General features: G+C 68.4%; 23 protein-coding genes. 11 read left to right on the forward strand and 12 right to left on the reverse strand.

What is annotated here, in order from left to right:
* Positions 1-26 precede the first annotated feature (26 nt).
* Together VIK36_RS03310 and VIK36_RS03315 are read left to right on the forward strand one after the other, a co-directional pair.
* Positions 27-821, forward strand: coding sequence for a 3-hydroxyacyl-CoA dehydrogenase (locus VIK36_RS03310; protein WP_324644046.1), 795 nt, complete (start codon positions 27-29; stop codon positions 819-821).
* A complete protein-coding gene (locus VIK36_RS03315) occupies positions 818-2,023 on the forward strand; it encodes an acyl-CoA dehydrogenase family protein (protein WP_255174366.1) in 1,206 nt (401 codons plus the stop codon). Before VIK36_RS03310 ends, VIK36_RS03315 begins: the two co-directional genes overlap by 4 nt.
* Here VIK36_RS03315 and VIK36_RS03320 read toward each other — a convergent pair.
* Positions 2,020-2,874 (reverse strand): DUF1684 domain-containing protein, encoded by an 855-nt coding sequence (locus VIK36_RS03320; protein WP_324644047.1) that lies wholly within the window; start codon positions 2,872-2,874, stop codon positions 2,020-2,022. The genes VIK36_RS03315 and VIK36_RS03320 overlap by 4 nt on opposite strands.
* 115 nt (positions 2,875-2,989) lie before the next feature.
* On the opposite strand from VIK36_RS03320, the gene VIK36_RS03325 reads away from it, so the two are divergent.
* From VIK36_RS03325 to VIK36_RS03335, 3 genes are all read left to right on the forward strand, one after another.
* Entirely contained in the window at positions 2,990-3,676 is a 687-nt protein-coding gene (locus VIK36_RS03325) for an NADPH-dependent F420 reductase (protein ID WP_324644048.1), read from the forward strand.
* Between the two features lie 136 nt (positions 3,677-3,812).
* Positions 3,813-6,620, forward strand: coding sequence for a phosphoenolpyruvate carboxylase (ppc, locus tag VIK36_RS03330; RefSeq protein WP_324644049.1), 2,808 nt, complete (start codon positions 3,813-3,815; stop codon positions 6,618-6,620).
* Between the two features lie 93 nt (positions 6,621-6,713).
* The gene (locus tag VIK36_RS03335; RefSeq protein WP_043449019.1) at positions 6,714-7,019 is read left to right on the forward strand and encodes a hypothetical protein; all 306 of its coding nucleotides are present in this window, start codon (positions 6,714-6,716) and stop codon (positions 7,017-7,019) included.
* Here the strand turns inward: VIK36_RS03335 and VIK36_RS03340 are convergent.
* Positions 7,016-7,639 (reverse strand): DedA family protein, encoded by a 624-nt coding sequence (locus VIK36_RS03340; RefSeq protein ID WP_159633366.1) that lies wholly within the window; start codon positions 7,637-7,639, stop codon positions 7,016-7,018. The genes VIK36_RS03335 and VIK36_RS03340 overlap by 4 nt on opposite strands.
* 34 nt (positions 7,640-7,673) lie before the next feature.
* On the opposite strand from VIK36_RS03340, the gene VIK36_RS03345 reads away from it, so the two are divergent.
* Positions 7,674-8,204 (forward strand): O-acetyl-ADP-ribose deacetylase, encoded by a 531-nt coding sequence (locus VIK36_RS03345; protein ID WP_255174369.1) that lies wholly within the window; start codon positions 7,674-7,676, stop codon positions 8,202-8,204.
* Here the strand turns inward: VIK36_RS03345 and VIK36_RS03350 are convergent.
* Positions 8,176-9,168, reverse strand: a complete 993-nt coding sequence (locus VIK36_RS03350; protein ID WP_324645215.1) for an RluA family pseudouridine synthase — start codon at positions 9,166-9,168, stop codon at positions 8,176-8,178. The two genes, VIK36_RS03345 and VIK36_RS03350, sit on opposite strands and share 29 nt — an antisense overlap.
* Before the next feature lie 12 nt (positions 9,169-9,180).
* Positions 9,181-9,333: a hypothetical protein gene (locus VIK36_RS03355; RefSeq protein WP_324644050.1), complete on the reverse strand. Its 153-nt coding sequence runs from the start codon at positions 9,331-9,333 to the stop codon at positions 9,181-9,183.
* A gap of 46 nt (positions 9,334-9,379) precedes the next feature.
* Here VIK36_RS03355 and VIK36_RS03360 point away from each other — a divergent pair, with 46 nt between their 5' ends.
* Together VIK36_RS03360 and VIK36_RS03365 are read left to right on the forward strand one after the other, a co-directional pair.
* Positions 9,380-10,015 carry an ArsR/SmtB family transcription factor gene (locus tag VIK36_RS03360; protein WP_255174370.1) on the forward strand — a complete coding sequence of 212 codons (636 nt, stop codon included), beginning with the start codon at positions 9,380-9,382 and terminating at the stop codon, positions 10,013-10,015.
* A complete protein-coding gene (locus tag VIK36_RS03365) occupies positions 10,012-10,704 on the forward strand; it encodes an SRPBCC domain-containing protein (protein WP_324644051.1) in 693 nt (230 codons plus the stop codon). Before VIK36_RS03360 ends, VIK36_RS03365 begins: the two co-directional genes overlap by 4 nt.
* 109 nt (positions 10,705-10,813) lie before the next feature.
* Here VIK36_RS03365 and VIK36_RS03370 read toward each other — a convergent pair whose 3' ends face one another.
* Positions 10,814-12,310 carry a PLP-dependent aminotransferase family protein gene (locus VIK36_RS03370; RefSeq protein ID WP_324644052.1) on the reverse strand — a complete coding sequence of 499 codons (1,497 nt, stop codon included), beginning with the start codon at positions 12,308-12,310 and terminating at the stop codon, positions 10,814-10,816.
* Between the two features lie 60 nt (positions 12,311-12,370).
* On the opposite strand from VIK36_RS03370, the gene VIK36_RS03375 reads away from it, so the two are divergent.
* Positions 12,371-12,991, forward strand: coding sequence for a hypothetical protein (locus VIK36_RS03375; RefSeq protein WP_324644053.1), 621 nt, complete (start codon positions 12,371-12,373; stop codon positions 12,989-12,991).
* Positions 12,992-13,009: 18 nt separating this feature from the next.
* On the opposite strand, the gene VIK36_RS03380 is transcribed toward VIK36_RS03375, so the two are convergent.
* The 3 genes from VIK36_RS03380 to VIK36_RS03390 form a co-directional block, all read right to left on the reverse strand.
* A complete protein-coding gene (locus VIK36_RS03380; protein ID WP_324644054.1) occupies positions 13,010-13,840 on the reverse strand; it encodes an Fpg/Nei family DNA glycosylase in 831 nt (276 codons plus the stop codon).
* Positions 13,833-18,956: a DNA glycosylase AlkZ-like family protein gene (locus VIK36_RS03385; protein WP_324644055.1), complete on the reverse strand. Its 5,124-nt coding sequence runs from the start codon at positions 18,954-18,956 to the stop codon at positions 13,833-13,835. Before VIK36_RS03385 ends, VIK36_RS03380 begins: the two co-directional genes overlap by 8 nt.
* A gap of 126 nt (positions 18,957-19,082) precedes the next feature.
* Positions 19,083-20,669 carry an FAD-dependent oxidoreductase gene (locus tag VIK36_RS03390; RefSeq protein ID WP_255174373.1) on the reverse strand — a complete coding sequence of 529 codons (1,587 nt, stop codon included), beginning with the start codon at positions 20,667-20,669 and terminating at the stop codon, positions 19,083-19,085.
* Positions 20,670-20,870: 201 nt separating this feature from the next.
* Between VIK36_RS03390 and VIK36_RS03395 the strand changes: the two genes are divergently transcribed.
* Positions 20,871-21,335 (forward strand): DUF4383 domain-containing protein, encoded by a 465-nt coding sequence (locus tag VIK36_RS03395; protein WP_255175527.1) that lies wholly within the window; start codon positions 20,871-20,873, stop codon positions 21,333-21,335.
* A 121-nt stretch (positions 21,336-21,456) separates the two neighbouring features.
* Here the strand turns inward: VIK36_RS03395 and VIK36_RS03400 are convergent, their stop codons facing one another.
* Both VIK36_RS03400 and VIK36_RS03405 read right to left on the reverse strand, forming a co-directional pair.
* Complete coding sequence (locus tag VIK36_RS03400; protein ID WP_255174374.1) at positions 21,457-22,113, reverse strand: DUF4232 domain-containing protein; 657 nt, start codon at positions 22,111-22,113, stop codon at positions 21,457-21,459.
* Between the two features lie 101 nt (positions 22,114-22,214).
* On the reverse strand, positions 22,215-22,421 hold the full coding sequence (locus VIK36_RS03405; protein ID WP_255174375.1) for a hypothetical protein: 207 nt from the start codon (positions 22,419-22,421) through the stop codon (positions 22,215-22,217).
* 271 nt (positions 22,422-22,692) lie between these two features.
* Here VIK36_RS03405 and VIK36_RS03410 point away from each other — a divergent pair, with 271 nt between their 5' ends.
* A complete protein-coding gene (locus tag VIK36_RS03410) occupies positions 22,693-23,040 on the forward strand; it encodes a hypothetical protein (protein WP_255174376.1) in 348 nt (115 codons plus the stop codon).
* A gap of 78 nt (positions 23,041-23,118) precedes the next feature.
* On the opposite strand, the gene VIK36_RS03415 is transcribed toward VIK36_RS03410, so the two are convergent.
* Together VIK36_RS03415 and VIK36_RS03420 are read right to left on the reverse strand one after the other, a co-directional pair.
* Positions 23,119-23,772, reverse strand: a complete 654-nt coding sequence (locus tag VIK36_RS03415) for an NADP oxidoreductase (RefSeq protein WP_324644056.1) — start codon at positions 23,770-23,772, stop codon at positions 23,119-23,121.
* 34 nt (positions 23,773-23,806) lie between these two features.
* Entirely contained in the window at positions 23,807-25,522 is a 1,716-nt protein-coding gene (locus VIK36_RS03420; protein ID WP_324644057.1) for a thiamine pyrophosphate-dependent enzyme, read from the reverse strand.
* Positions 25,523-25,554: the final 32 nt, after the last annotated feature.

Below are 25,554 nucleotides of genomic sequence, written 5' to 3' on the forward strand. Positions count from 1 at the left end.
GTGGGGACACGCATCAAGGAGGATGTATGGACATCAAAGGCAGCGTCGCACTGGTGACAGGCGGGGCGTCCGGGCTGGGAGCAGCCACCGCGCAGAGATTGTTCGACGCCGGCGCATCCGTCGTGCTCGTTGACCTGCCGTCCTCAGGCGGCCAGGCAATGGCGGACGAACTCAACGGCCGCGCCGCAGCCGGCCAGTCCGCCGTCTTTGCCCCCGCGGACGTGACCAGCGAGACCGACGTGAGGGCCGCCGTCGGGACCGCCGCAGGGCTGGGGCCGCTGCGGATCGTGGTGAACTGCGCGGGGATCGCCACCCCCGGCAAGGTCCTGGGACGCGACGGCGTGCTGCCGCTGGAAACGTTCAGCAAGGTCATCCAGGTCAACCTGATCGGGACTTTCAACGTCCTGCGCCTGGCGGCCGAAGCCATGGTGGCCACCGAGCCCGCCGCCACCCCGCTGGGTGGCCCGGAACGCGGTGTCATCATCAACACCGCGTCCGTGGCGGCCTTCGACGGGCAGATCGGCCAGCCCGCGTATTCCGCCTCCAAGGGCGCCGTGGCCGCCATGACGCTGCCGATTGCCCGGGAACTGGCGCGCTCGCTGGTCCGCGTGGTCACCATTGCCCCGGGCATTTTCGAGACACCCATGATGGCCGGCCTGCCGCAGGACGCGCAGGACTCGCTGGGGGCGCAGGTTCCGCACCCGTCCCGGCTGGGCAAGCCCGCGGAATACGCCAACCTGGTGGCGCACATCGTGGACAACGCCATGTTGAACGGTGAAACCATCCGCCTGGACGGTGCCATCAGGATGGGACCGAAATGAGCGCGCCGAACGTGTCGCAGCTGCCGGCGGCGGACTTCTTCGCCGTCGAAGCAACACTGGACCAGGCTGAACGGACCAAGCTCGCCGAACTGCGGGACTTCCTGGCAGCCGAGGTGGCACCCTACGCCGGGGACTGGTGGAACAAGGCCGAGTTCCCCGCGCACATCCTGCCCAAGCTGGCGGCCCTGGAACTGAGCACGCCCGTCCACCGCGGCTACAGCCACCTGTTCGCGGGGCTGGTCATTGCGGAGATAACCCGGGTGGACACCTCCCTGGCCACGTTCTTCCTGGTCCACCACGACCTCTTCGTGGAGTCCCTGCACACCTTCGGCACCGAGGACCAGAAGCAGCGGCTGCTGGCCGACGCCTCGGAGCTGCGCACCACCGGCGCGTTCGCGCTCACCGAACCGCTGCACGGCTCGGACGTGGCGGGCGGCCTGGAGACCCGGGCCCGGCGGATCTCGTCCAGTACGGGAGAAGCGGACGACGCCGGCGACACCTGGGTGCTGAACGGGGCCAAGCGCTGGATCGGCAACGGGACGTTCTGCGACTACATGCTGGTGTGGGCGCGGGACGAGGCAGACGGCTCGGTGCGGGGCTTCATCGTGGACGCCACCCTGCCGGGGGTCAGCCGGAGCAGGATCGAGAACAAGATCGCCCTGCGCACCGTCCAGAACGCTGACATCCAGTTCCGCGACGTCAGGATTGCCGAGGCGGACCGGTTCGGCGGGATCAGCAGCTTCGAGGACACCAAGGAACTGCTCCGCAGCTCACGGATCATGGTGGCCTGGCAGGCGGTGGGCCAGCAGTTGGCAGCCTTCGACGTTGCCCGGCAGTACGCCGTGGAACGGCAGCAGTTCGGCCGGCCGCTGGCCCATTTCCAGCTGATCCAGCAGCAGCTGGTGACCATGCTGGGCAACACCGTGGCCAGCATGTCCATGATGGCCGGGATCGCCAGGCTGCAGGAGGAGGGCGCCGCCGGCATGCCGCAGGTGGCGCTCGCCAAGTCCTACCTCAGCGCCCGCATGCGTGAGACGGTGGCGCTGGGCCGGTCCATCCTGGGCGGAAACGGGATTGTCACCGATTACCGGATGGCCAAGATCTTTGCGGACGCCGAGGCCATCTACACCTATGAGGGCTCGTTCGAGGTCAACACCCTTATCGTGGGCCGGTCCATCACCGGGATCTCAGCCATTTCCTAAGCGGGGTAGGGCTCTTTCTCGCCGGCCTCCACCCGGATGTCGAGGCTGTTGTTCTTCACCGGCATGGGGCAGGTGCCGTAGGGGGTGAAAGCGCTGGGGTAGTTGATGGCCCGGTTGAAGTCCAGCACCACGGAGCCGTCCGGCCGGGGCCTGGGGAGGGAGAGCTTCCGCCACTCATCGGTGGTGTCGCCGTTGGTCTCGTCATGGAACGTGACGGTCAGGGCGCCGAGTTTCTCTTCCTCCGCCTGGAGCCGGAACTCGTGGCTGCTGCCGGGGAGGCGGAACACCACCTCGCCAACGCTGCGGTGCACGCCGTCAACCAACGGGTTCGCGGTCCCGATCGGCACATTCACCGGTGCCGGGTACGGTTCAAACCGGCCCGTCACCTCCCAGTCCGGGTTGTACGGAAAGGTGGGCACGCCGTCGAACTTCGTAAAGACCGGCGATGCCGCGTCCCGGGTCCGGACCGCATACCTGCCGCCGCGCATGGCCAGTTCCACCACCACCTGGTCCCCGTCGGGGCCGCCGAACTGCACCCACATCAGCGACTCCTCGTCCGCCAGGACGGCGGACACGGTGCCGTCCACCTTTTCCCCTGTCTCCACCAGCGTGAGCCCGTCGGACGGAACCGCGGTGAGGAACGCCGTCGTACCTTTTCTTGAACCGGCGCCGTCCGTGGACCACAGGCCCGGGGCAAGGTCGACGGCGGCCGGTGCGTCTTCCAGCCACTGGAAGGAGGTGAGGGTGAGCCAGCCGTGCGGCGTTGCCAGGGCCTTGTTGCGGTTGGCGCGGAAGCGCTGCCAGCGCTCCTCCCTGGCGGCTGGAGCGGTGGCTGCTGGGGTGGTGGTCATGGTTCCTTCCGTTTCGTCTGCCCCCGCTACAACCGCCGGACGGGCACGTTCATTCCACCGCTGATTGCTGCCGGTTTCCCCTTGCCCTGTGCCGCGCGTGGAGTAGCGTTCTGCCATGGAGATCGCAGTTCTTGGGACCGGCACTGTAGGCCGCACGCTGGCAGCAGCATTCAGCGCATTGGGGCACGAGGTAGTCCTGGGAACCCGGGACCCCGGCGCGACGGCCGGCCGCACCAGCCCCGAGCCGATGGGCGGCACGCCCTTCCGGGAATGGCAGGCGGAGCACGGCGGCATCGGCTTGGAGACGTTCGCGGAGGCAGCCGGCCGCAGCGCGCTGGTGGTCAATGCAACGAACGGTGCTGCGTCCCTGGCAGCCCTGGCCGCGGCCGGTGAAGCGCGGCTCGCCACAAAGATTTTGGTGGATGTCTCCAACCCCCTCGACTTCTCGCAGGGCATGCCGCCGGTGCTGAACCCGGTCAACACGGACAGCCTGGCCGAGCGGATCCAGCGGGCATTTCCCGATGCCAGGGTGGTGAAGACGCTGAACACCATGAACGCCGGCATCATGGTGGATCCGGGCAGGCTCGCGGACGGGGACCACTCGGTGTTCGTGTCCGGGGACGACCCCGCAGCCAAGGAAACCGTCACCGGCCTGCTGAGGGCACTGGGCCACCGCGACATCATCGACCTCGGCGACATCACCACGGCCCGCGGCGCCGAGATGGTGCTGCCGCTGTGGCTGCGGCTGTTCGGCGCGCTGGGGACACCGGACTTCAACTTCAAGATCGTCCGCGGAGGGTAGGGCCGCTCTATGACATCTTGTGAGACGGATTCCACTGAGCCACGGGTCCGGGGGTAGCATCTTTAGCTAGTAACGTGGCTCACAGTATCCAGCGCAGTGTACGAGCCAAGTCCAAATCCCTCGAAAGATTGTTTCAATGGCTCACACTGCAACACCTCCCGAGACCGATCTTGCCTCCGAACTGCGCGCTGACGTCCGGCGTGTGTCCACCCTGCTGGGTGAATCGCTGGTCCGCCAGCACGGACCGGAACTCCTGGACCTCGTGGAGCAGGTCCGGCTCCTGACCAAGGAATCCAAGGAAGCGGCGCGCGGGGGTGCCCACGCCACCGGGCCCTGGAGCGCGCACGACGTCGTTGCCCAGGTCCGCGAACTGCTCGGCTCCCTGCCGATTGAGCAGGCAACCGACCTGGTGCGTGCCTTCGCCTTCTACTTCCACCTGGCCAACGCCGCCGAACAGGTGCACCGCGTCCGCGGCCTGCGGACCCGGGCCGAAAAGGACGGCTGGCTGGCCAAGACCGTGGCCGACATTGCCGCGCAGGCCGGCCCGGACGTGCTGCAGGAAGTGGTCAACGGGCTGGACGTGCGTCCCATCTTCACCGCCCACCCCACCGAGGCGTCCCGCCGCTCAGTCCTGGACAAGATCCGCAAGCTCTCCGACGTCCTGTCCCAGTCCACGGCTGAGGGGTCCACGGCACGCCGCCGGCAGGACCGGCAGCTGGCAGAGATCATCGACCAGATGTGGCAGACCGACGAGCTGCGCCAGGTCCGGCCCACCCCCGTGGATGAGGCCCGGAACGCCATCTACTACCTGGGCGGCATCCTCACTGACGCGATGCCGGAAATGCTGTCCGAGCTCTCGGAGCTGCTGGGCGGGCACGGCGTCACCCTGGCTTCCAAGGACGCGCCCATCCGGTTCGGCTCCTGGATCGGCGGTGACCGCGACGGCAACCCGAACGTCACCGCCGCCGTGACCCGCGAAATCCTGCAGATCCAGAACCAAAGCGCCATCCGGATCAGCATTGGCATGATCGATGAACTGATCTCCATCCTGTCCAACTCCACGGCCCTGGCAGGCGCAGACCAGACGCTCCTGGAGTCCATCGACGAGGACCTCCGAAAGCTTCCGGGCCTGGACAAGCGCGTCCTGGAGCTGAACGCCCAGGAGCCGTACCGCCTGAAGCTCACCTGCATCAAGGCCAAGCTCATCAACACGGGCAAGCGGGTGGCCGCCAACTCCAACCACGAGCACGGCCGCGACTACAGCGGAACCGAGGAACTCATGGCGGACCTGAACCTGCTGGAGCTCTCGCTCCGCAACCACTCCGCCGCCCTGGCAGCGGACGGCTCCCTGGCCCGCGTCCGCCGCGCCATCGCCTCCTTCGGCCTTCACCTGGCCACCTTGGACATCCGCGAACACGCTGACCACCACCACGACGCCGTTGGCCAGCTGATGGACCGGATCGGTGGCCCGGGCCTGCGCTACGCCGAGCTGAGCCGTGAGGAACGCTTCGAGGTGCTCGGCTCCGAGCTGGCCTCCCGCCGCCCGCTGTCCGGCCACCCGATCAAGCTCGACGGCGCTGCCGACGGCACCTACGACGTCTTCCGCGAGATCCGCCGCGCCCTGCGCATGTACGGCCCGGACGTCATCGAGACCTACATCATCTCCATGACCCGCGGCGCCGACGACGTCCTGGCCGCCGCCGTCCTGGCGCGCGAAGCCGGCCTGGTGAACCTCTTCGGCGACAAGCCCTACGCCAAGCTCGGCTTTGCGCCGCTGCTGGAGACGGTGGAGGAACTGCGGGCCTCTGCCGAGATCGTCGACCAGCTGCTTTCGGACCCGTCCTACCGTGAGCTGGTGCGCCTGCGCGGCGACATCCAGGAAGTGATGCTGGGCTACTCGGACTCCAACAAGGAATCCGGCGTGATGACCAGCCAGTGGGAAATCCACAAGACCCAGCGCAAGCTGCGGGACGTCGCCGCCAAGCACGGCGTGCGCGTCCGCCTGTTCCACGGCCGTGGCGGCTCCGTGGGCCGCGGCGGCGGACCCACCTACGACGCCATCCTGGCCCAGCCCAACGGTGTCCTGGAAGGCGAAATTAAGTTCACCGAGCAGGGCGAAGTCATCTCGGACAAGTACTCCCTGCCGGAGCTTGCCCGCGAAAACCTGGAGCTGTCCCTGGCCGCCGTGCTGCAGGGATCTGCGCTGCACCGGAACCCGCGGACCTCCGAGGACCAGCGCGAGCGGTATGGCCACGTCATGGAAGCCATCTCGGATGCGGCGTTTGACCGCTACCGGAAGCTGATCGACCACCCGGACCTGCCCGCCTACTTCATGGCCTCCACCCCGGTGGAGCAGTTGGGCTCCCTGAATATCGGTTCCCGCCCGTCCAAGCGTCCGGACTCCGGGGCCGGCCTGGGCGGCCTGCGCGCCATCCCGTGGGTATTCGGCTGGACCCAGTCCCGGCAGATCGTGCCCGGGTGGTTCGGCGTGGGCTCGGGGCTCAAGGCCGCCCGCGAAGCCGGGCACTCGGCCCAGCTGGTGGAGATGATCGACCACTGGAACTTCTTCAAGTCCGTGCTGTCCAACGTCGAGATGACGCTTGCCAAGACGGACATGGATATCGCCGGCTACTACGTGTCCACCCTGGTCCCGGAGGAACTTCACCATCTGTTCCGCACCATTCGGGAAGAGTACGAACTCACGGTGGCCGAGGTGCGCAAGCTCACCGGCGAGAACATCCTCCTGGATGCCCAACCCACCCTGAAACGCTCCCTCGAAATCCGCGACCAGTACCTGGACCCCATCAGCTACCTCCAGGTGGAACTGCTGCGCCGCATCCGCACCGAAGCGGGCATCACCGGGGCCGAGATCGATGAACGCCTCCAGCGGGCCATGCTGATCACCGTCAACGGCGTGGCGGCCGGCCTCCGCAACACCGGTTAATTCTCCAGTTGCTCCATCACTTGTGGTCCCTAAGAGGAGCTGTTGGGGACCACAAGTGATGGAGCATCCGGGGGTTTGGATAGGGTTGGAGGCATGCCTTCCTTCCAGACCCGCCTCAAGATCACCGGGCTCCGGCCTGGGAATCCGCCCGAGTCCGTCATGGACGCGGCCGTGGAGGCGCTGGGCACCCGCCACCACGTGGAGGCGCACCAGCTGCAGATCGCCGGCGGCGTGCCGCAGCTGAACCTGCGCTTCCTCGTGGAGGCGAGCGAGTACAGCGGTGAGAACCGCCAGGCGGTGGAATCGGCAGCCATGATGCGCGACGCCGTCGAACGCGTTGCGCTCACGGGCCCGCTGAGCGTGCTGCGGCGCAGCCGCGGCAAGTGGCTGCCCGTCTAGCCTGCGTCCGGGAGGGGCTCCTCCTCCACCGGGGACCGGTCGCCGCGGCGGCGGGTCACGAGGATGCCCACGACGGCGCCGATCACCAGGCCCACCGCCACGCCGATGAGGGAGCTCGCCCAGAATGGCAGCTTGGTGGTTGACCCGGTGAAGTAGCCCAGGCCCACCAGCCAGCATGCCCACAGCACTGCGCCCAGGGCCGCGCACAGGCTGAAGCCGCGGACGGACACGTTGGCCACGCCGGATGCCGCCGAGGTGGCAAGCCGTCCGCCGGGAATGAACCTGGCGCCGATGATGGTGCCGTACGTTGAGGAGCGGCCAGCCTTGGCCAGCGCCGCATGGATGCCGCTGTGGACCCGCCGGCCCCACTTCCACCGGTCCAGCACATGGCTCAGCCGCCGCCGGAAGAGATGGAACACCACCATGTCGCCCAGCCAGGACGCCACGGCCGCGAGTACCAGCACCAGGAACACGTTGGCCCGGCCGTCCGCGGACAGGGCACCCCCGGTGATCACCAGCATCTCGGAGGGGATGGGCGGAAAAATGGCATCGCCGATCACCACGGGGATGACCCAGAAGTACAGGGCCGTCCCCCAGCTGTCAACGCTGCCGAAGTCCATTGCCACAAGGTACCGCACTTGGGAAACTGGCGGCATGCGGATCTCGGTTCTGCGGGGCGACATTACGCAGCGGCGGGTGGACGTGGTGGTGAACGCTGCGAATTCCTCGCTGCTGGGCGGCGGGGGAGTGGACGGGGCGCTGCACAGGGCCGCCGGGCCGGAACTGCTCGCGGCATGCAGGGAGCTGCGTGCCACCGGGCTGCCGCACGGCCTCCAGGCCGGAGCCGCCGTGGCAACACCTGCCTTCCGGCTGCCGGCCCGCTGGGTGATCCACACGGTGGGGCCCAACCGGCACGCAGGACAGACCAACCGCGTCCTCCTGGTGTCCTGCTTCAGCGAAAGCCTGCGGCTGGCCGACACATTGGGTGCCCGGGAGCTGGCCTTTCCCGCGGTGGGCGGCGGAGCCTACGGGTGGAGTGCCACGCACGTGGCGCAGGCGGCGCTTGAGGCGGTGACAGGGTTCCGGACCGTCCATCCGGCCAGCGGGCTGGAGCTGGTGGAGTTCGTGCTGCACACCGCGGAGATGGAGGCGGTGTTCAGGGACGTGCTCGGGCCGCTTCGCTGAGCTCCAGGCTGCTGCGGTATTCCACGGGCTCTCCCGAGATCGGGTCAACGAACCGGATGCCCCGTGCCAGCAGCTGGAGCGGCCTGGCGTAGTCGTCCGGGGCCTTGTCCAGCAGGTCGGGATAGAAGGCGTCGTTCACGATCCCCAGCCCCAGCGAGGCCATGTGGACCCGCAACTGGTGGGTCTTGCCGGTGTGGGGTTCCAGCCGGTACCTGGCCAGGCGCTGCCCGGTACCAATGGCGCCGGTACCGTTTGCCCCTGTACCGCCGGCACCTGCCGGTGCGCCGCCGTCGAACGTTTCCAGCCGCTCAATCCTGGTCTCCGCGTTCGGTTCGCCGTCCACGACCTCCGCCAGCAGGTAGCTGCGGGACTTGGTCATCCGGTTGCGGACCACCACGGGAAAGTCGACGGCGGGGTGCCCCGGCGCGGGCTCGGCGGCGGACACACACTCGTACTCCTTCTGCACCTGCCGCTTCTCGAAGAGCACCTGGTACTTGCCCCGGGTCTGCGGGTTGGTGGAGAAGAGCAGCACGCCGGCCGTCATGCGGTCCAGCCGGTGCATGGGGATCAGGTCCGGCAGGTCGAGCTGGTTCCGCAGTCTGACCAGGGCGGATTCCTGAATGTACGTGCCGCCCGGTGTAGTGGGCAGGAAGTGCGGCTTGTCCACTACCAGCAGGTGGTGGTCCTGGTGCAGGATGCTCAGTTCCACGGGAAGCCGCGTTTCCGGCGGCAGGGTGCGGTAGTACCAGATGAAGGTGTGCTCCTGCAGCGGCGTGGCCCGGTCAAGGGGGATGCCGCCTTCGCCCACGATCTCGCCGGCGTCGAACCTGTCCTCGATGCCCTGCGGGTCGATGTGGCCCCAGCGGTGCATCATGTAGTCCATCGCGGTCTCCCACGGGCCCTCCTCCGGAAGGCGCAGGCGCGTGGCGTTGACGCCAGCGCGGACGGGGAGGGGGGATTGCATCACCGGTCCATTCTACCGGCGCTGCTTCGGCCGGTCTGGCCCGCTGCCGGCCGTCCGCCCGCCGAGTTCGCCGGAGGCCTGCGAGTTCGACGGAAGTTTCCGGCGACCCGGCAGCGTTCCGTCGAACTCGATGCCAACCCTGGACGTCCGCACCTGACCGACCATAAAAAATTCCTTGACAATAAAAGTTGTCGGTAGGCACACTGGAGGCATGCAGGACATTGCAGTTATCGAGGACCCGGCAGCCGCCGAAGCATCCCTGGATCCCATCCGTACCCGGATCCTGCGGGAGCTGGTCCAGCCGGCCTCGGCCACGCAGCTGGCGGTGCGGATTGGCCTGCCCCGGCAGAAAGTGAACTACCACCTCAAGGCGCTGGAGCGGCACGGCCTGGTGGAACTCGTGGAGGAACGCCGCAAGGGCAATGTAACCGAGCGGGTCCTGCAGGCCACGGCCGCCTCCTACCTCATCTCGCCGTCAGCGCTCGCCGCCGTCTCCCCGGACCCGGTCCGGTTCGCCGACCGCTTCTCGGCGTTCTGGCTGCTGGCGCTCGCCGGGCGGATGGTGCAGGAGGTGGGAAAGCTCATCGCCGGCGCCGCCGCTGCCCGGCAGAAGCTGGCCACATTCGCGATCGATGGCGAGATCACCTTCCGCACGGCGGCGGAAAGGGCCGCGTTCGCCGAGGAACTCGGCGTCGAGGTCACGCGGCTGGTGGACAAGTACCACGACGCCGGCGGACCACCCCGCGGGCGGCGGCACCGGCTCGTGGTGGCGCTGCACCCCGCCCTGAAAGAGACCAGTGCCGTCACGGCAACCAACGAAACAGCAGGCAAGGAGCAGGACAAATGAGCGACAAACGGGACTTCGAGATCGTCCAGGACACCGAACTGCCCGGCACCCCCGAGCGGGTGTGGGAAGCCGTCACCAACGGAACGCCCGCCTGGATGTTTCCCACGGACCAATGGCCGGCGGTCAGGACGGTAGAGGAATACCCCCACCACTTGGTGTCGCGGATGGAGGGGCCGGACGGCTGGTTCAACCAGCTGGAGCACGTGCTGGAACCGCTGGACGGCGGCCGCGCCCGGCTCCACTATGTCCACAGCGGCATCTTCGCGGACAACTGGGACCAGCAGTATGACGGCGCCAGCCGCCACACCGAGTTCTACCTGCACACGCTGGGCCAGTACCTGCAGTACTTCGACGGCCGCCCCGTAGCGTTCACCGACATCCAGGCCCCGGCGGCGTCCCAAACAGCGGACGGCTTCACCCGCCTCCGTGACGCGCTGGGCGCGGGTTCCGCAGGGCAGGGCGCCAAGGTTGATGTGGAGCTCGACGGCGTGGGGCGGCTTGCGGGCGACGTGGACTTCTCGAATGAGCACTTCCTCGGCATCCGGACCCCGGACGCCCTCTACCGGTTCTTCGGCCGCAACGCGTGGGGTGCCCCCGTGGGCATGACGGTGCACGATTTCAGCGGCACCGGCGACACGGAAGCCACCGCCAAGGCCTGGGGCGGGTTCCTGGAGCGCGTGTACGGGTAGCTCCCGCTTCCCGTTTCGCGCCCAGATCGCCGGAACGGTGCGGGGTCGCCGCCTCTTTCCTGCGGTTACGCACGGTTCCGGCGATTCCGGCGATTCCAGTAGCGGCTGGTCAGGCGATGGCGACGGCGGGAGCCTGGGTCAGCGAGCGCCGAAGCTGGGGTGCGGCGTCCAGACGGTCCTGGGCCGCCCGCAGCGCCAGGACTGCCGTCTCGAGCTTGTCCGGCGGGAGGGTGAAGGGCAGCCGCAGGTTGCGTTCAAATGCGCCGCCGATTCCGAACCGGGGGCCGGCCGCCAGCCTGATGCCATATTCCGGGGCCAGGACGGTCAGGGCCGTGCTGATAGGGCCGGGCAGCCGGCACCACACGGAGAGGCCGCCGGCGGGCCGCGCCACCTGCCACGTGGGAAGGTGCTCCGCCAGGAGGCCGAGCAGTGTGGACCTGTTGCGGCGCAGCGTCTGCAACAGGGCGGGCAGGGGCTCCTCCAGTGCCCGCACCAGATGTGCTGCCGCGAGCTGCTCCATGACGGGGCCGCCCAGGTCCAGGGTGGTCCGGGCCGCGGCAAACCGCTGGATCATGGACTCCGAGGCGCGGATCCAGCCGGTGCGCAGCCCGCCCCAGTGGGACTTGCTCAGTGATCCGATGGACACCACGGTGCTGCCGAAACCCGCCAGGGGAGTGGTGGCAACGCCGTCGAGGTTGAGGTCACGGAGGGTTTCATCCGCCACCAGCACGGTTCCGGGCGCGGCGGCCGCGCGGGCCAGCCGGTGGCGCTGGGCATCGGGCATGATCATGCCGGTCGGGTTGTGGAAATCGGGGACCAGGTAGGCAAGTTTTGGCTGCTGCTGGACCATGGCGGCTTCCATCGCGGGCAGGTCCCAGCCGGAATCGGCGAAGGCCACCGGGACGGGGCGGCACCGGGCGGAACGGATGGCATCCAGCGCGTGGGGGTAGCTGGGGTGCTCCACCAGGATCCGGTCCTGCCGGTCCGCCAGGGTGCGGATGATGATGGTCAGGGCGTGCTGGGCGCCGGAGGTCACCATGATCTGGCCGGGCTGTGTTGGCACGCCGGCAGCTGAGTACCGGTCCGCCACCGCCTGCCGCAGCGGCAGCAGTCCCAGGGCGTCATAGCCGAACCCCGGGAGCAGTGCGGGTAGCTCCGTCAGTGCCGCGGCGAAGGCCCGGTGCACCACCTCACCGCTGGCGGGCAGCGCCGAATAGGCCAGGTCCACCAGCCCTCCGGGTGCCGTGAGTCCGGGCGCGGTGAGTCCGGGTGCTGCCAACAGGCCGGTGGTAGGCGGCTGCGGACCAAAAAGTGCCGGGCCGAAAGGTGTCAGTTCGGGGATGCGGGTCTTGCCGCGGCTGCCCTGGCCGCTGCTCAGGAAGCCTTGCTCCCTGAGGCTGGCGTAAGCCGCAGTGACGGTGGTCCGGCTGACCGCCAAGGTGGAGCACAGCGAACGCTCGCTGGGCAGGGCGGTATCCAGCGGGATGCGGCCATCCAGGATGAGCAGCCGCACGACGTCAGCCAGCTCGCGGTACGCCGGCCCGGTTCCGGTGTTCCACGGGCCAAGAAGGCGGGACAGGGCGAGGGCGGTAAGGGCAGCGGCCATGTAGCCAGTATTTCAGACTGGATATGTAATTCAATGCCAGTTGGCTGCGAGCATGGTTTCATGATGACCCGCAGACTCGTCCAGCTTTTTACCGGCCTCGCCATGTACGGCATCTCCTTGGCCATGTTCATCCGCGCCGGTCTGGGCCTGGACCCGTGGGATGTGTTCCACCAGGGCCTGGCCAACCGGAGCGGACTGAGCATCGGCGTGGTGGTGATCGCCGTGAGCTTCCTGGTGCTGCTGCTGTGGATCCCCCTGCGCCAGATGCCCGGCTTCGGAACGCTTTGCAACGCCATTCTGGTGGGCGTCTTCGCGGACATCGGGCTCGCCGTGATCCCGCCGATAACCCACCTGGCCGCCCAGATCGGCCTCCTCGCCGGGGCCGTACTGGTCAACGCCGTAGCCTCGGCCTGCTACATCGGCGCCGGCTTCGGGCCAGGCGCCCGCGACGGCCTGATGACCGGGCTGGCCCGGCGCACCGGATGGACCGTCAGGTTCTCCCGCACGCTGATCGAGGTCACCGTGCTGGCAGCCGGTTGGCTGTTGGGCGGCTCGGTGGGTGTGGGTACCGTGGTCTACGCCCTGGCGATCGGTCCCCTGGTCCATATCCTGCTGCCGCGCTTCATGGTGGCGGCCAGTCAGTCCAGCACCGTCAAGGAACCCAGCGCGTCGACCTGTTAACCTCACCCCTGCAGCACGTCAGCCGGGCGGAGGCTGGCACTTCGGGCAGAAATAGATGTCCCGCTCCTCTTCGCCGTTCGGCTTGCCCAAGAGTCCACGCTGGATGGGGGTGCCGCATTTCAGGCACGGCCGCCGTTCTCCGCCGTATACCCAGTAGCCGGGCCTGCCGGCCATCCTGCCCACCGGCAGCCCGCGGCTGTTGAGGATGGTGACGCGGCGCCCCGGGCCCAGGTTGACCTCCAGGAGCTGCTTGGCGTCCGTGATCATGGTCCGCACGTCCGCGACGTCCGAGACGGGAGTGGCCGGATGTACACCCGACAGGAAGCACGCTTCGCAGCGGTAGATGTTTCCGATCCCTGCGAGGTTCCGCTGGTCCAGCAGCGCGACGCCGATGGGAACCTCGGGCCGCGACCTGACGCGCCGTTCGGCCTCGTCCAGGTCCCAGTCCGGGCCCAGCAGGTCCGGGCCAAGGAAACCAACGATCGAATCCTCGTTGGCGGTGGCCACCACTTCCACAATTCCCAGGGAGAAGCCGACGGCGTCAGCGACGGCCGTGCGCAGAACGCACCGGGCGGTGTAACCCGGCTTGCGCCACCTCCCGCCGGGCGGGTAGACCTGCCAGGCGCCTTCCATCTTCAGGTGCGAGTGGATGGTCAGCCTCTTGTCCTCCGGGCTGACCACCCGCATCAGCAGGTGCTTGCCCCTGGGGATCACCTCATCGACGGTCCAGCCGGACAGGTTCAGGGTGGCAAACCGGGGCACGCGGAAGTCCGAGGCAATCAGTGTCTGTCCCGCCAGGGCCTCATGCAGCTGGCGGGCGGCCCGCCAGACGGAATCCCCCTCAGGCACGGATCCTCAGCCCCTTCGGCGTGGAGTAGGCGCCGGCGGAGCTGAGGGCGACGGCGACCGGGGTGTCCAGGATTCCGTGCCCGTTCACCTTCTCCATGATCAGCTTGTCCACTGCTCCCCGGGTCACCACACCCACCAGCGCCGCACCTGCCGCCGCCAGGACGGCGTCGTCTTCGCTGAAGGCCAGCAGGGTCTTGCCGCCGCGCTCCACGTAGAGGACCAGCGCGCCGTCCACCAGGACAACCAGAGCTCCTGCCTTCCGGCCGGGACGGTGGCCCGTGCCCGCGTCCGTCTGCAGGGCCGGCCAAGGGAGGGCCGCACCGTACGGGTTGGCGGGATCCGTGGCGGCGAGGGCCAGGGCTACAGGTTCGGCCTCGGCCAGCTGGGTGTCTTCCGAGTAGGAACGTAGCCGGTCCACGGTGGCCGGCACCGCGAACTGGGCGGCGCCGAGGTGCTCGATAAAGTAGCCGCGGCGGCAGCGGCCGGCTTCCTCCAGCCGGGCCAACACCTTGTACATGAGTCCGAAGCCGCCCAGGATTTGCTCAGCCATGACGGAGCCCCTGGTGACCACGCCGTAGCGGTCCAGCAGCAGTTCGGCGGTGGCACGGGCGTGGATGGTGGCATCGAGTTCAGGCTCGGGCAGGGCAGACCAGCGGCCCGCAGCGGTGGGCGGGGTGGAGGCCCCCTGCGATCCGTACCGGCCGCCGGCGAGCCCGGGGGATCCCATCAGGCCGGTGCCATGGGAACGGCCCAGGCGGCTGAGCCGCGGTGCCCTGGCCCGGGGTGCGCGGGCCACCTGGCGGTGGGCTGTGTGGCCTCCGGCAATCAGTGCCCGGACAGGCGCGAACGTGTCCCCGGTGATCCTGCCGGCCCAGGCGAGGTCCCAGAGCGCAGCCACTACTTCCTGGTCGCTGAGGACGGCGTCCATGCCTCCGGCCACCTCGGTCAGCTGGCGGAAGAAGTACCCGCCGCCGTTGTTCCGCAGGTGGTCCAGGAGCCGTTGGCCGGCGTCCCCCGGTTCAAACTCGGGTGATGGGTTGAGCGTCAGTTCCACCGAATCCGCCAGATGAAGGCTGATCCAGCCGTCATTCCCCGGAAGTGCGCCGGCTCCGGACCACAGAACTTCACCGGCAGCCATCAGTTCATCCAGCATGGCCGGCTGGTAGTTGGAGACCCGCGTGGCCAGCACCAGGGGTTCCCATGCCGAGGCCGGAACGGGCACGCCCGAGAGCTGGTCGATGGCGGTGATAATGCCGTCCAGTCCCCGCAGCGAGGGCTGGCCGCGGCCACCGCCCGGGGTCCTGACGTGCTGCCATGCCGGCAGGAAGCGTCCGTAGGCGGCGGCGTCCACCGGCTCCACTTCCGCGCGCAGGGCGGCCAGCGAACGACGGCGGAGCTTGCGCAGCACCTCGGCGTCGCACCATTCGCTGGCGATGCTGTGCGTGGTGCCGGCGGGGGAGCCGGCCGCAAGGGCAGGCAGTTCATCCGTCGGCTGCGTACCGGCCTCAAGCCCGGATTCCTGCGCGGATTCCCGGGCAGATTCCGGGGCGGTGCCGTCCTTCGGCCCGTCCTGCGCTGGGGAGCCCGGGTGTACGGCGCCTGGTGTGGTGACGTGCGGCCGGAATTCGCCCTCCACCACGCGGCCGTCCGCCGCAAGGCGTTTCAGCGCGGTGCCCACCACGGCTACACCCAGGCCCAGGCGTGCCGCTGCCTCGGCCGCGGTGAAGGGGCCGTGGGTGCGGGCATACCGGGAGACGAGGTCGCCCAGGGGATCGGCAACCGGCTCAATGAAGGCCAGCGGAACACCCATGGGCAGCGGCACGCCGATGGCGTCGCGGAGACGGGCTGCGTCCTCCACGGCCGCGAAACGTTCAACGCCGCCGATGTTGACCTTGATGGCGCGGTTGGCACGCTGGAGGGCGGCCAGGTGGGCGGCCGCTTCAGCCACGGTGGCGGAAGCGGCGGGTGCGGTCTCCACGGGCTCACCCACCGGTTCGGCGGACTCATCGACCAGGGTTTCAGCGGGCTCAACCACCGGGGCTGCGGCAGGTTCCAGCCGCAAAGCGGCCTCTGCCGGATCCAAGGGTCCCAGCAGCCGCAGGAGGTCCGCCACGCCTTCCATTCCGCGTGCACGGCGGTCCGGGGCCAGACGCTGGAGCTCGCGTTCGGTGGCGTCGATGACCTTGGCGTCCAGGAGTTCGCGCAGTTCCACCCGGCCCAGCAGCTCGTTGAGGAGCGTGGAGTCCAGTGCCAGGGCGGCGGCGCGCCGCTCTGCGAGCGGGGAATCGCCCTCGTAGAGGAACTGGGCCACGTAGCCAAAGAGAAGGGACTTGGCGAACGGCGAGGGCTGCTGCGTGGTGGTCTGCACGATCCGCAGTTCGCGCCGCTCCACGGACGCGGCGATGTCCTTCAATGCCGGCAGATCGTAAACGTCCTGCAGGCATTCCCGCACGGTCTCCAGGACGATGGGAAAAGTGGGGTATTTCCTGGCAACGTCCAGCAGCTGCGCCGACCGCTGGCGCTGCTGCCATAGGGGCTGGCGTTTGCCGGGGGTCTGGCGGGGCAGCAGGAGCGCACGTGCGGCGCACTCGCGGAAACGGGAGGCGAACAGGGCACTGCCCCCTACCTCGGCCGTGACGATCTGTTCCAGTTCCTCGGGATCGAAGAGGAACAGCTCGGCGCCCGGCGGCTCGTCCTCCATCATGGGCACCCGCAGCACGATGCCGTCGTCGGCCGCCATGGCCGAGCCGTCCAGGCCGTAGCGTTGGTGGAGCCGCTGCCCCACGGCCAGGGCCCACGGTGCGTGCACCGGCATGCCGAACGGGCTGTGCAGGATGACGCGCCAGTCGCCCAGTTCGTCGTGGAACCGCTCCACCACCAGCGTGGTGTCGCTGGGAACCACCTCGGTGGCCTGTTTCTGCTCGGTGAGGTACTGGATGAGGTTGTTGGCGGCGAAGTCGTCCAGGCCGCTGGCCTTGCAGCGCTCGGTGGCAGGGCCGGCGTCGGACGCGGACAGTTCGCGGACAAACGCGCCCAGTGCGCGGCCCAGGTCCACCGGCCGGCCCAGGGAATCACCCTTCCAGAACGGCAGCTTGCCGGGCTGCCCGAACGCGGGGGAGACCAGGACACGGTCGTGCGTGATGTCCTCGATCTTCCAGCTGGTGGCACCCAGGGCAAAGACGTCGCCCACCCGGGATTCGTAAACCATTTCCTCGTCCAGCTCGCCCACGCGGCGGCCGCCCTTGGGTGCGCGCGCCGGTTTGCCGTCCTCGGAGGGGGAAGCGGACCCCTCCTGTTCAGTGCCGATGATGTAGACGCCGAACAGCCCCCGGTCCGGGATGGTGCCGCCCGATGTCACAGCCAGGCGCTGGGCTCCGGGCCGGCCCTCGATGGTGCCGGCGTTGCGGTCCCAGATGATCCTGGGCCGGAGCTCGGCGAATTCGTCGGACGGGTACCGCCCCGCCAGCAGGTCCAGGGTGGCCTCGAAGGCCGACCGGGGGAGGGACGCGAAAGGCGCGGAGCGCCGGACGGTGCTGAACCATTCCTCCACGTCAATGCTGCCCAGGGCGGTGGCGGCCACGGTCTGCTGGGCCAGGATGTCCAGCGGGTTGGCAGGGATGCTGAGCCGCTCGATCTTGCCGTCCAGCATGCGCTCCACCGTGATGGCCGTGTGGACCAGGTCAGCGCGGTGCTTGGGGAAGAGGACGCCCTGGGAGATTTCGCCCACTTGGTGCCCGGCGCGGCCCACCCGCTGCAGGCCGCTGGCCACGGAGGGTGGCGACTCCACCTGGACCACCAGGTCCACGGCGCCCATGTCGATGCCCAGTTCCAGGGATGACGTTGCCACCACGCACCGCAGCCGCCCGGACTTGAGGTCGTCCTCGATGAGCGCGCGCTGGTCCTTCGACACGGAACCGTGGTGGGCGCGGGCCAGTACCGGGTCTGCCCCGGCGGAGCTTCCGGCCTGGGCCATCATGTGTGCCGGTGTGGCGGTGGACGCGGGAATGCCCGACGCCGGTCCCCCCGTAGTGCCGGGCGCAGCCGCCTGCCCTTCCGGACCGGGTCCGTCCCAGCCGCCGCCCACGGCGATCAATTGCCGCTCTGCGTAGATTTCATTGAGCCTGGCCGTGAGGCGTTCGGCGAGGCGCCGAGAGTTGGCGAAGACGATGGTGGACTGGTTGGCCAGCACCAGGTCGACGATTTTTTCCTCCACATGCGGCCAGATGGACGCCTGCGGCTGGAGCCCGGATGCGGGGCCGGAATCGAACGCCCCGGCCGCGCCCTGCAGGTCCGACATGTCCTCCACCGGGACGGAAACCGTCAGGTCCCAGTTCTTCCTGGCCGGCGGAGCAACGATCTCCACGGGAGCCGAACCCGCAAGGAACTGCGCCACGAGTTCCCGGGGTTCCACCGTGGCGGAAAGCCCGATGCGCTGTGCAGGTTTGGGCAGCAGCGCGTCCAGCCGTTCCAGTGATACGGCAAGGTGCGCTCCACGCTTGGTGCCGGCCACGGCGTGGACCTCGTCAATGATGATGGTGTCCACCTCGGCCAGGGTCTCCCGGGCCTTTGACGTGAGCATGAGGAACAGCGATTCGGGGGTGGTGATGAGGATGTCCGGCGGGTTGCTCAGCAGCCCGCGGCGCTCAGCTGCGGGAGTATCCCCGGACCGGACCCCGACAGTTATCAGCGGGGCGGGAAGCCCAAGCCGCTTTGCGGTCTGCGTGATGCCGATCAGCGGGGACCGCAGGTTCCGTTCCACATCCATGCCCAAAGCCTTCAGCGGCGAGATGTAGAGGACACGGGTTTTGCGCTTGGGTGCCCGTTGGCGCTTGCCTTTCGCGGGCGCCTCCGCAGCGGCAGGCTCAGGGGCGTGGGACTCCGAGGCCAGGAGCCGGTCCAGCGCCCAGAGGAAGGCCGCCAGGGTTTTTCCGGAACCGGTGGGGGCCACCACCAGTGCGTGCGAGCCGGAGGAGATGGCATTCCAGGCCCCGGCCTGTGCAGGGGTCGGCTCCGAAAATGCGCCCAAGAACCAGTCCCGGGTGGGCCGGCTGAACTGGCCCATTGGCGCAGCCGTACCGGAGGCACCACCACCGGCAGGACGCTGTTCCTGGTTCATGCCTCCATCATGCCCCAAGGCACCGACACGCAACTCCGCGATTGGCCCCGGCTCCGCCACCAGCAGAAACCGGACTGATCCAACCCAAGATGCCGCTAACTGATGTCCCGCGTGATGCGGCCCCGCTCACGCCGTCCCAGCCTGCGGCAGGTCCTTGGTGGCAGGGCCCTCAAGCAGCTTGCCCTCGTTCGTGAAGCGCGAGCCGTGCAGGGGGCAGTCCCACGTCTGTTCGTTGTCGTTCCAGTGCAGGATGCCGCCCAAGTGGGTGCAGACCGCGGACAACCTGCAGGTGCTTCCGCCAACGGTGGACACTGCCACCGGCCGGTTGCCGTCGCGGTAGACCTTGCCCTGGCCTTCGGCCGGGGCGGTGGCAGGCGCGGTGCCCGCAGGGACAGGAGCCGTGGTGGAAGTCCCCTCAGGAGCGGGCACGGCAGTCCGGTCCCTGCCCCGCTTCAAGCCATCGAACCTGCGGCCCTCGGCGGCTACCTTCCCCCAGTCAGACGCCAGCCTGGCTGCCACACCTGCGTTCAGCGCGACGGCGGAGAACGCGCCGGCCGGTGACGTGACGCGGTGGTGGATGGTGTCAGCCCACGGGATCTGGCCGCCCAGGATGTCCGCCGATATGCCCAGCGCGGCGGCGACGGCGTTGGTCATTCCCCACTTGTTGTAGCCGGTGCCGAAGTAGATCTGGCCCTTGCCCCGGGGGAGCTTGCCGAAAAACGGCATGAGGTTGGTGGGCATGTAGTCCTGCGCGGACCACGTGTGGGTGGTGGCAGCGCCGGGGTAATGGTTTCCTGCCCAGTCCATCAGGCCGGCGAGGTGGGCCTTCTCGGAGTCCCTCCTGCCCACGTGGTGGCCGTGGCCGCCCACCAGCAGCAGGTTCTTCCCGTCCACCTCGTAGTCGCGGAGCGAATGGGTGGGCTGTTCGACGGAAATGTACATGCCCGGCGGCGGCGCCTGGTCCTCCTGCAGTTCAAGCGCGGCCGCATAGGAACGGGCGGGCTTCAGCTTGGCGAAATACAGGCCGCGGTCCAGGACCGGGATACCGGTGGCGAGCACTACCTTGTCCGCCCTGACACTGCCCCGGTCGGTCCGGACGGCGGAGGGCGCATCACCGGTCACGTCGCGAAGCCGCACGCCACTGACGATGTGCCCGCCCCGGCTGCGGATGTCCGCCACCAGCGCGTCGAGGACATCCATCGGGTTGATCTGGGCCTGGTCGCGCAGGCGGACGGCGCCGTGGACGGGAAACGGCAGTCCGGCGTCGCGCACGTAGTCCACGTCCAGTCCCGCGGTGCCGGCAGCGCTCATCTCTTCCCGCAGCTTCTCGGTGCCCTGGGCGGAGGCAGCGTAGGTGTAGGCGGTGCGGCGCTGGAAGGGCACGTTTTGTTCCGCCAGGTAGCGCAGCAGCCACGCCTGGCCCTCCCGGTTCCCGTCCACGTACGCCTGCACCTGTTTCTGCGAATACTGGCGGGCGAGCTGGGACAGGAACGTGCCCTGCAGCAGGCTTACCTTGGCGGTGGTGTTGCCGGTGGTCACGGCCCCCGGGGAGCGGGCCTCCAGTACCAGCACGCTTTGCCCGGACCGGGCCAGCAGCAGGGCGGTGACCAGCCCGGTGAGTCCCGCACCTGCAACGACGGTGTCATACCTGGAATCCGGTTCGAACGGATCAGAGGCAAAAGGAGCCCTGCGGTCCAGCCAAATCGACGTCATGCCAGTCAAACCTGCCTTCGGTCCACAACCCTCACAAGCCAGTTTTGTGATGGGTCCGTTATGCACCCCTGCTATCCGCGGCGTATTTGATAAGTATACTTACGATGTCGGGGTTTAAGTCTATGGTCAGGCAGTAACGGTCACGCATCGCCCGGCAGCCAGAACCGCACAACGACACAAGCAGGAGACATCATGACAAGCATGAATTCCAGCGGTCGCACCGTAGGCCGGACCAACATACAAAAAGCCACCCTTGCCGTGGGCGCGGTGTTCCTCCTGGTAGGCGTCCTGGGGTTCATCCCCGGAATCACCTCCAACTATGAATCCCTGGGGTTCGCCGGGCACGGATCGGGTGCCATGCTGCTGGGCCTCTTCCAGGTGTCGATCCTGCACAACATCGTCCACCTGCTCTTCGGCATCGCGGGCGTCGCCATGGCGCGCAGCGCGGCTGCCTCGCGTAATTACCTGGTGGTCGGCGGAGCCATTTACCTGGTGCTTTGGCTTTATGGACTGTTCATCGGCCATGACAGTGCCGCCAACTTTGTTCCGGTCAACATCGCGGACAACTGGCTGCACTTCATTCTCGGAGTGGCCATGATCGGCCTGGGCGTGGCTCTGTCCCGCCGCGCCGCGGGCACCGGCCGCACCACCACGGCCACCCGGTAAGCACTCCGGGAGCGGCGTCGAAGCGTAAGCGTCCGACGCCGGCCCAAGGGTACGGAAGGCGGCCCGGCTTGTCAGCCGGGCCGCCTTCGTCATTCCGGGGCCGTCCCACGGGGCCAAGCGGTCAGGCGGGCTGGAATGCCCCGATGCTGAGCAGGGTGATTTCGGCATTGCTGCACGCCGTGGTGGGCTTCGGGATGAACAGCGAGTCGGTGTCCTCCGGCGGGTAAATCCGGTAACCGGCGGCGTCCACGACCACGCAGCCCTGGTAGTTGCGGGCCTGCGTGTAACGGAGGACGGCGGTGCCGGTCTGGCCGGGAGCCAGGAGGACGTCCGCTACGCCGGCCGAATCATCCCGCGTTGCCGGAGCGCCGATGGGGGCTCCGGCGGCGTCCGCCACCAGGGAGACGCCGGCGTATCCCCGGAGGATGCAGGGTTCGGAACCCTTGTTGGTGAGGTTGAGCTTCATGTAGACACTGCCTGCCGCGCCGCCACCGGATGCGTCGGTGGCAGCGGTGAGCCCCGCCGACTTGCACAGGCCGGGTTCCCCCGCCGCCGTAGTGCCGGGGGCGGGTGAGGCCGGGGTTGAGCTGGCTGGCGCCGACGACGCCGGAGGCGGCGTGGACGCCGTTCCCGTGGGGGACTGGCTGGCCTGCCCGGTGGCGGGCGACGTGGTCGTCTGGGACTGCGGCTGGCTTGGACCACATCCGGTGAGCAGCAGTGCTGCCGCTGCTGCCGCCGTCGTCATGGCAAACCCCTGGGAAATTTTCTGAGACCTCATGGCACCACCTTCGCGGTAGCCGTTGCCCACGTCAACGATGCCGCATGCACTGGCGGCAATTTGATGCCCGGATCGTGATGATCCGGGCCTCAAATGCGTCCTTACTGGTTGCCGGTTGCCGCGTTACCGGCCGGTGCGCGGCGTCCACCCCTGGTCCGGAGCAGGGCCGCAAGCTGGCCGCCGCCCAGGAGTGCGCCGATGGCGGGGAAGGAGAGCCGGAGCCGGGTGGCAACAGTGCTGGCCAGTGCGGTCAGTGCCAGTACCGCGAGGAGGATGGCGGGGGCCGGCAGGTGGCCTCTGCCAGCCACGTGGGCGCCGGCGGCCAGTGCCAGGGTGCCTGCCGCCAGGGTTGACGCGCGGAGGAGGTGGAACGGTGACCGCGGAAGCTAACCACGCACGGCTGCTGCTCCTGCTGTCCGCCGGCGCTGCAGGTTGCGGGCCGGTTCCGCTTACTGGTCCGGAACGAAGGGTCCGGCCTTCAAGATTCTACCGGCCCTGCCGCGTGGCCCGGGCCTGTGCCGGCATTGAGGGGCAGCGTTAGACTGCCAGCGTACGTGTTGGCGATCGAAGGAGAAGTTCATGGACTACACCGGAAGCCAGTCGGAGAAGGTCATTCACGCCGGTGAACTGGGCCGCGGCCATATTGGGCAGACAATCAGCTTCCAGCCGAACGAGTTCACCGTCGTCTTCGGGAAGCTCGCAGGGATCGCACGGACGGAAGCCATGGTCTACCTGTCCCTGTCGGGAGTGGGAAACGGCACCCACCTGAAGGATGAATACGACCTGCCCGTGACCCATGAGGTCTACGTGCCGGTGGACGTCATTTCCAACGCGGAGTCCACCATCAAGGACCTGTTCGGGAAGGTCCAGGAGAACCTCCGCGGGGCCGGCCACAAGGGCGGCGAGGACCGGACGGACCGGCTGTAGCTTGATGAAAGCGCGAAAGGGAAGGCCGGCACGCTCGTGCCGGCCTTCGCTTTGTCTTCCAGCTGCATACTTTCCCGGCTAGGCCGCCGGGGCAAACCTGAGGGCCGAGTTCCACTGGAACTGGGGCAGCTGCTCATTGGCTGAGAGCAGGATGTTCAGGAAGCCCGCTTGTTCCAGCTGCCGGGCACGGCGGAGCGGTCCCACCACGATGGGGGTCAGGCCGGCGGCGGACGCGAAAGCGGTCACGGCCGCCACTGCATCCTCGTCGTCGCCGGCAACCAGGACGTCCAGCGGCTGGCCGGCCACCCTCCCCTCGCCCAGGGTGGCGGCGAAGGTGGTGTTGAACGCCTTGACCACTTTCGCTCCGGTGGTCTTCTGCAGTTCCTCGGCGGCGGAGCTGCCGGCGGGGACCGAGAGGCCTTCAAAGGTGGAGAAGTCCACAGGGTTGGTGATGTCGATATACACCTTGCCGTCCAGGCTGTTGCCGTAGCGGGCCACGATGTCCTTGGCGGCGTCGAAGTACACAGCCGGGATGACGATGGAACCGGTGATGGCGTCGCCCAGCACGCCGGGGTCCACCTGGCCTGTGAATTCCGCGGCCAGGGCGTCGGCCTTGGCCTTGTCGTCGTGGGCCAGGAGCTGGACGCTGTTGCCAGTTGCTGTTCTATTCCGCTGGCCGGCAATTAAACCTAAGCGGACGACGGCGGGAGGTCCCGCCGTCGTCCGCGTCACCGGATGAAGCTGGCCGCATCAGCGGCACGTTGCCTTAGTACGCCTTGACGCGCTGCTCCACGATGAGGTGGATGAGGGCAAACATCCCGTCATCGTCGATGGCTGCCAGCGCGGCATCCAGGGCGGCCGGCACGTCCCGGTCTTCGGTGACGGTGATGCCGAAACCGCCGAAAGCCTGCGCCATCAGGGCAAAATCAGGGTTCTTCAACTGCGTTCCGGACACGCGCTGCGGGTAGTGCCGTTCCTGGTGCGTGCGGATGGTGCCGTACTCCTGGTTGTCCATGACCACCACCAGGGGCGTGGCACCGTACTGGGCGGCGGTGGCGAGTTCCTGCCCGTTCATGAGGAACTCGCCGTCCCCCGCGATGGTCACCACCCGCCGTCCGGGCGCAGCCAGCGAAGCGGCGATCGCGGACGGTACCGAGTACCCCATGGAGCCATTGCGGGCACTGATCATGGACGCGTAGCGGCGTGTCGGGAAATACCGGTGGGCCCAATTGGTATGTTCCCCGGCCCCGAACGTCACCATCGCGTCCCCGGGAAGACGGGGCACCAGGTTGGCCATCAGGGTGTCCATCCTCGCCTGGCCCGGAGCCGGCGCTGCTGGAGGGAGTGCCGCGAAGCTTTCCTGCTCGGCGCGCATCCTGGCGGTCCAGGCCTTCCACTCCTCCTTGACTGGCAGGTCGATGCCCTCCAGGTCGCGGACGAACGCGTCGGGTTTGGCCAGGATCTGCCGTGACACGGGTCCGGACCGCCCCCGCAGCGACGGGTCCGCCGTCACCAGGAAGTTCTTCTTGCTCCAGTCCTGGCGGCACACGAATCCGTCAGTGATCACATCTCCCGGCACCGTGCCCACGAACACCAGGAGGTCGGTCTCCTCCAGGAGGTCATACGTGGGCCGCGGCCGGCCGTACCCGATGGGCCCCACGTAGGACGGCGAATCAAAGGACACCGTACCCTGCGTGCGCCATTCCGCGGCGGCCGGGATGTGGTGCCGCTCCAGCCAGGCGGTGAGCTGCCCGGCTGCCTCCTGCGTCCAGTCGTTGCCGCCGGTGACGAAGAGCGGCTTGCTGGATTCGGCCAGGGCAGCCTTCAGCGCCGCGGAGTCCGTGCCGCTCAAACCCCCGGCGGCTACGGGTATGGCGGGGTGGAGTGCCGGGCTGACCTGCTGCCGGATCACGTCCTCCGGCAAGCCGACAACCACGGGCCCGGGCCGTCCGCTCATCGCGGCAAACATGGCTTCCGCCACGATCTCGGAGGCCCGCTCCGGATGGTCCAGGACCATGACGCGCTTGGCGCCGGTATCGAACCAGGACTTGATGTCGAATTCCTGGAACGCTTCCCGGTCCCGGTGGGCGAACGGGATCAGGCCCACGAAGAGCAGCATGGGGGTGGAGTCCTGCCAAGCGGTGTGCAGGCCCACATGCGCATTCGCGGCGCCCGGTCCCCGGGTGACCATCGCTACGCCCGGGCGCTGCTGCATCTTGCCGTCCGCCTCCGCCATGTATGCGGCCCCGCCCTCATGCCGGCAGACGATGGTTTCGATGCTGGACTGGTGCAGGCCGTCCAGCACGTCGAGGAAGCTCTCGCCGGGAACCACGTAGGTGCGTTCCACACCGTGGGCCACCAGTGAATCGACGATGACGTGCCCGGCGGATTTGAGGGCGGGTGTCACGCGGTCCTGGGGGCGGACGACGGCGGCGGGCTGGGGACGGGATGTGGTCAGGGTGGGCTGCGGCTCTGGTGTCATGGTCTTTCTTCAGCTCGGAGGATTGGAGGCGT

Source organism: Pseudarthrobacter sp. LT1, from assembly GCF_035621795.1.
Classification (GTDB): domain Bacteria; phylum Actinomycetota; class Actinomycetes; order Actinomycetales; family Micrococcaceae; genus Arthrobacter.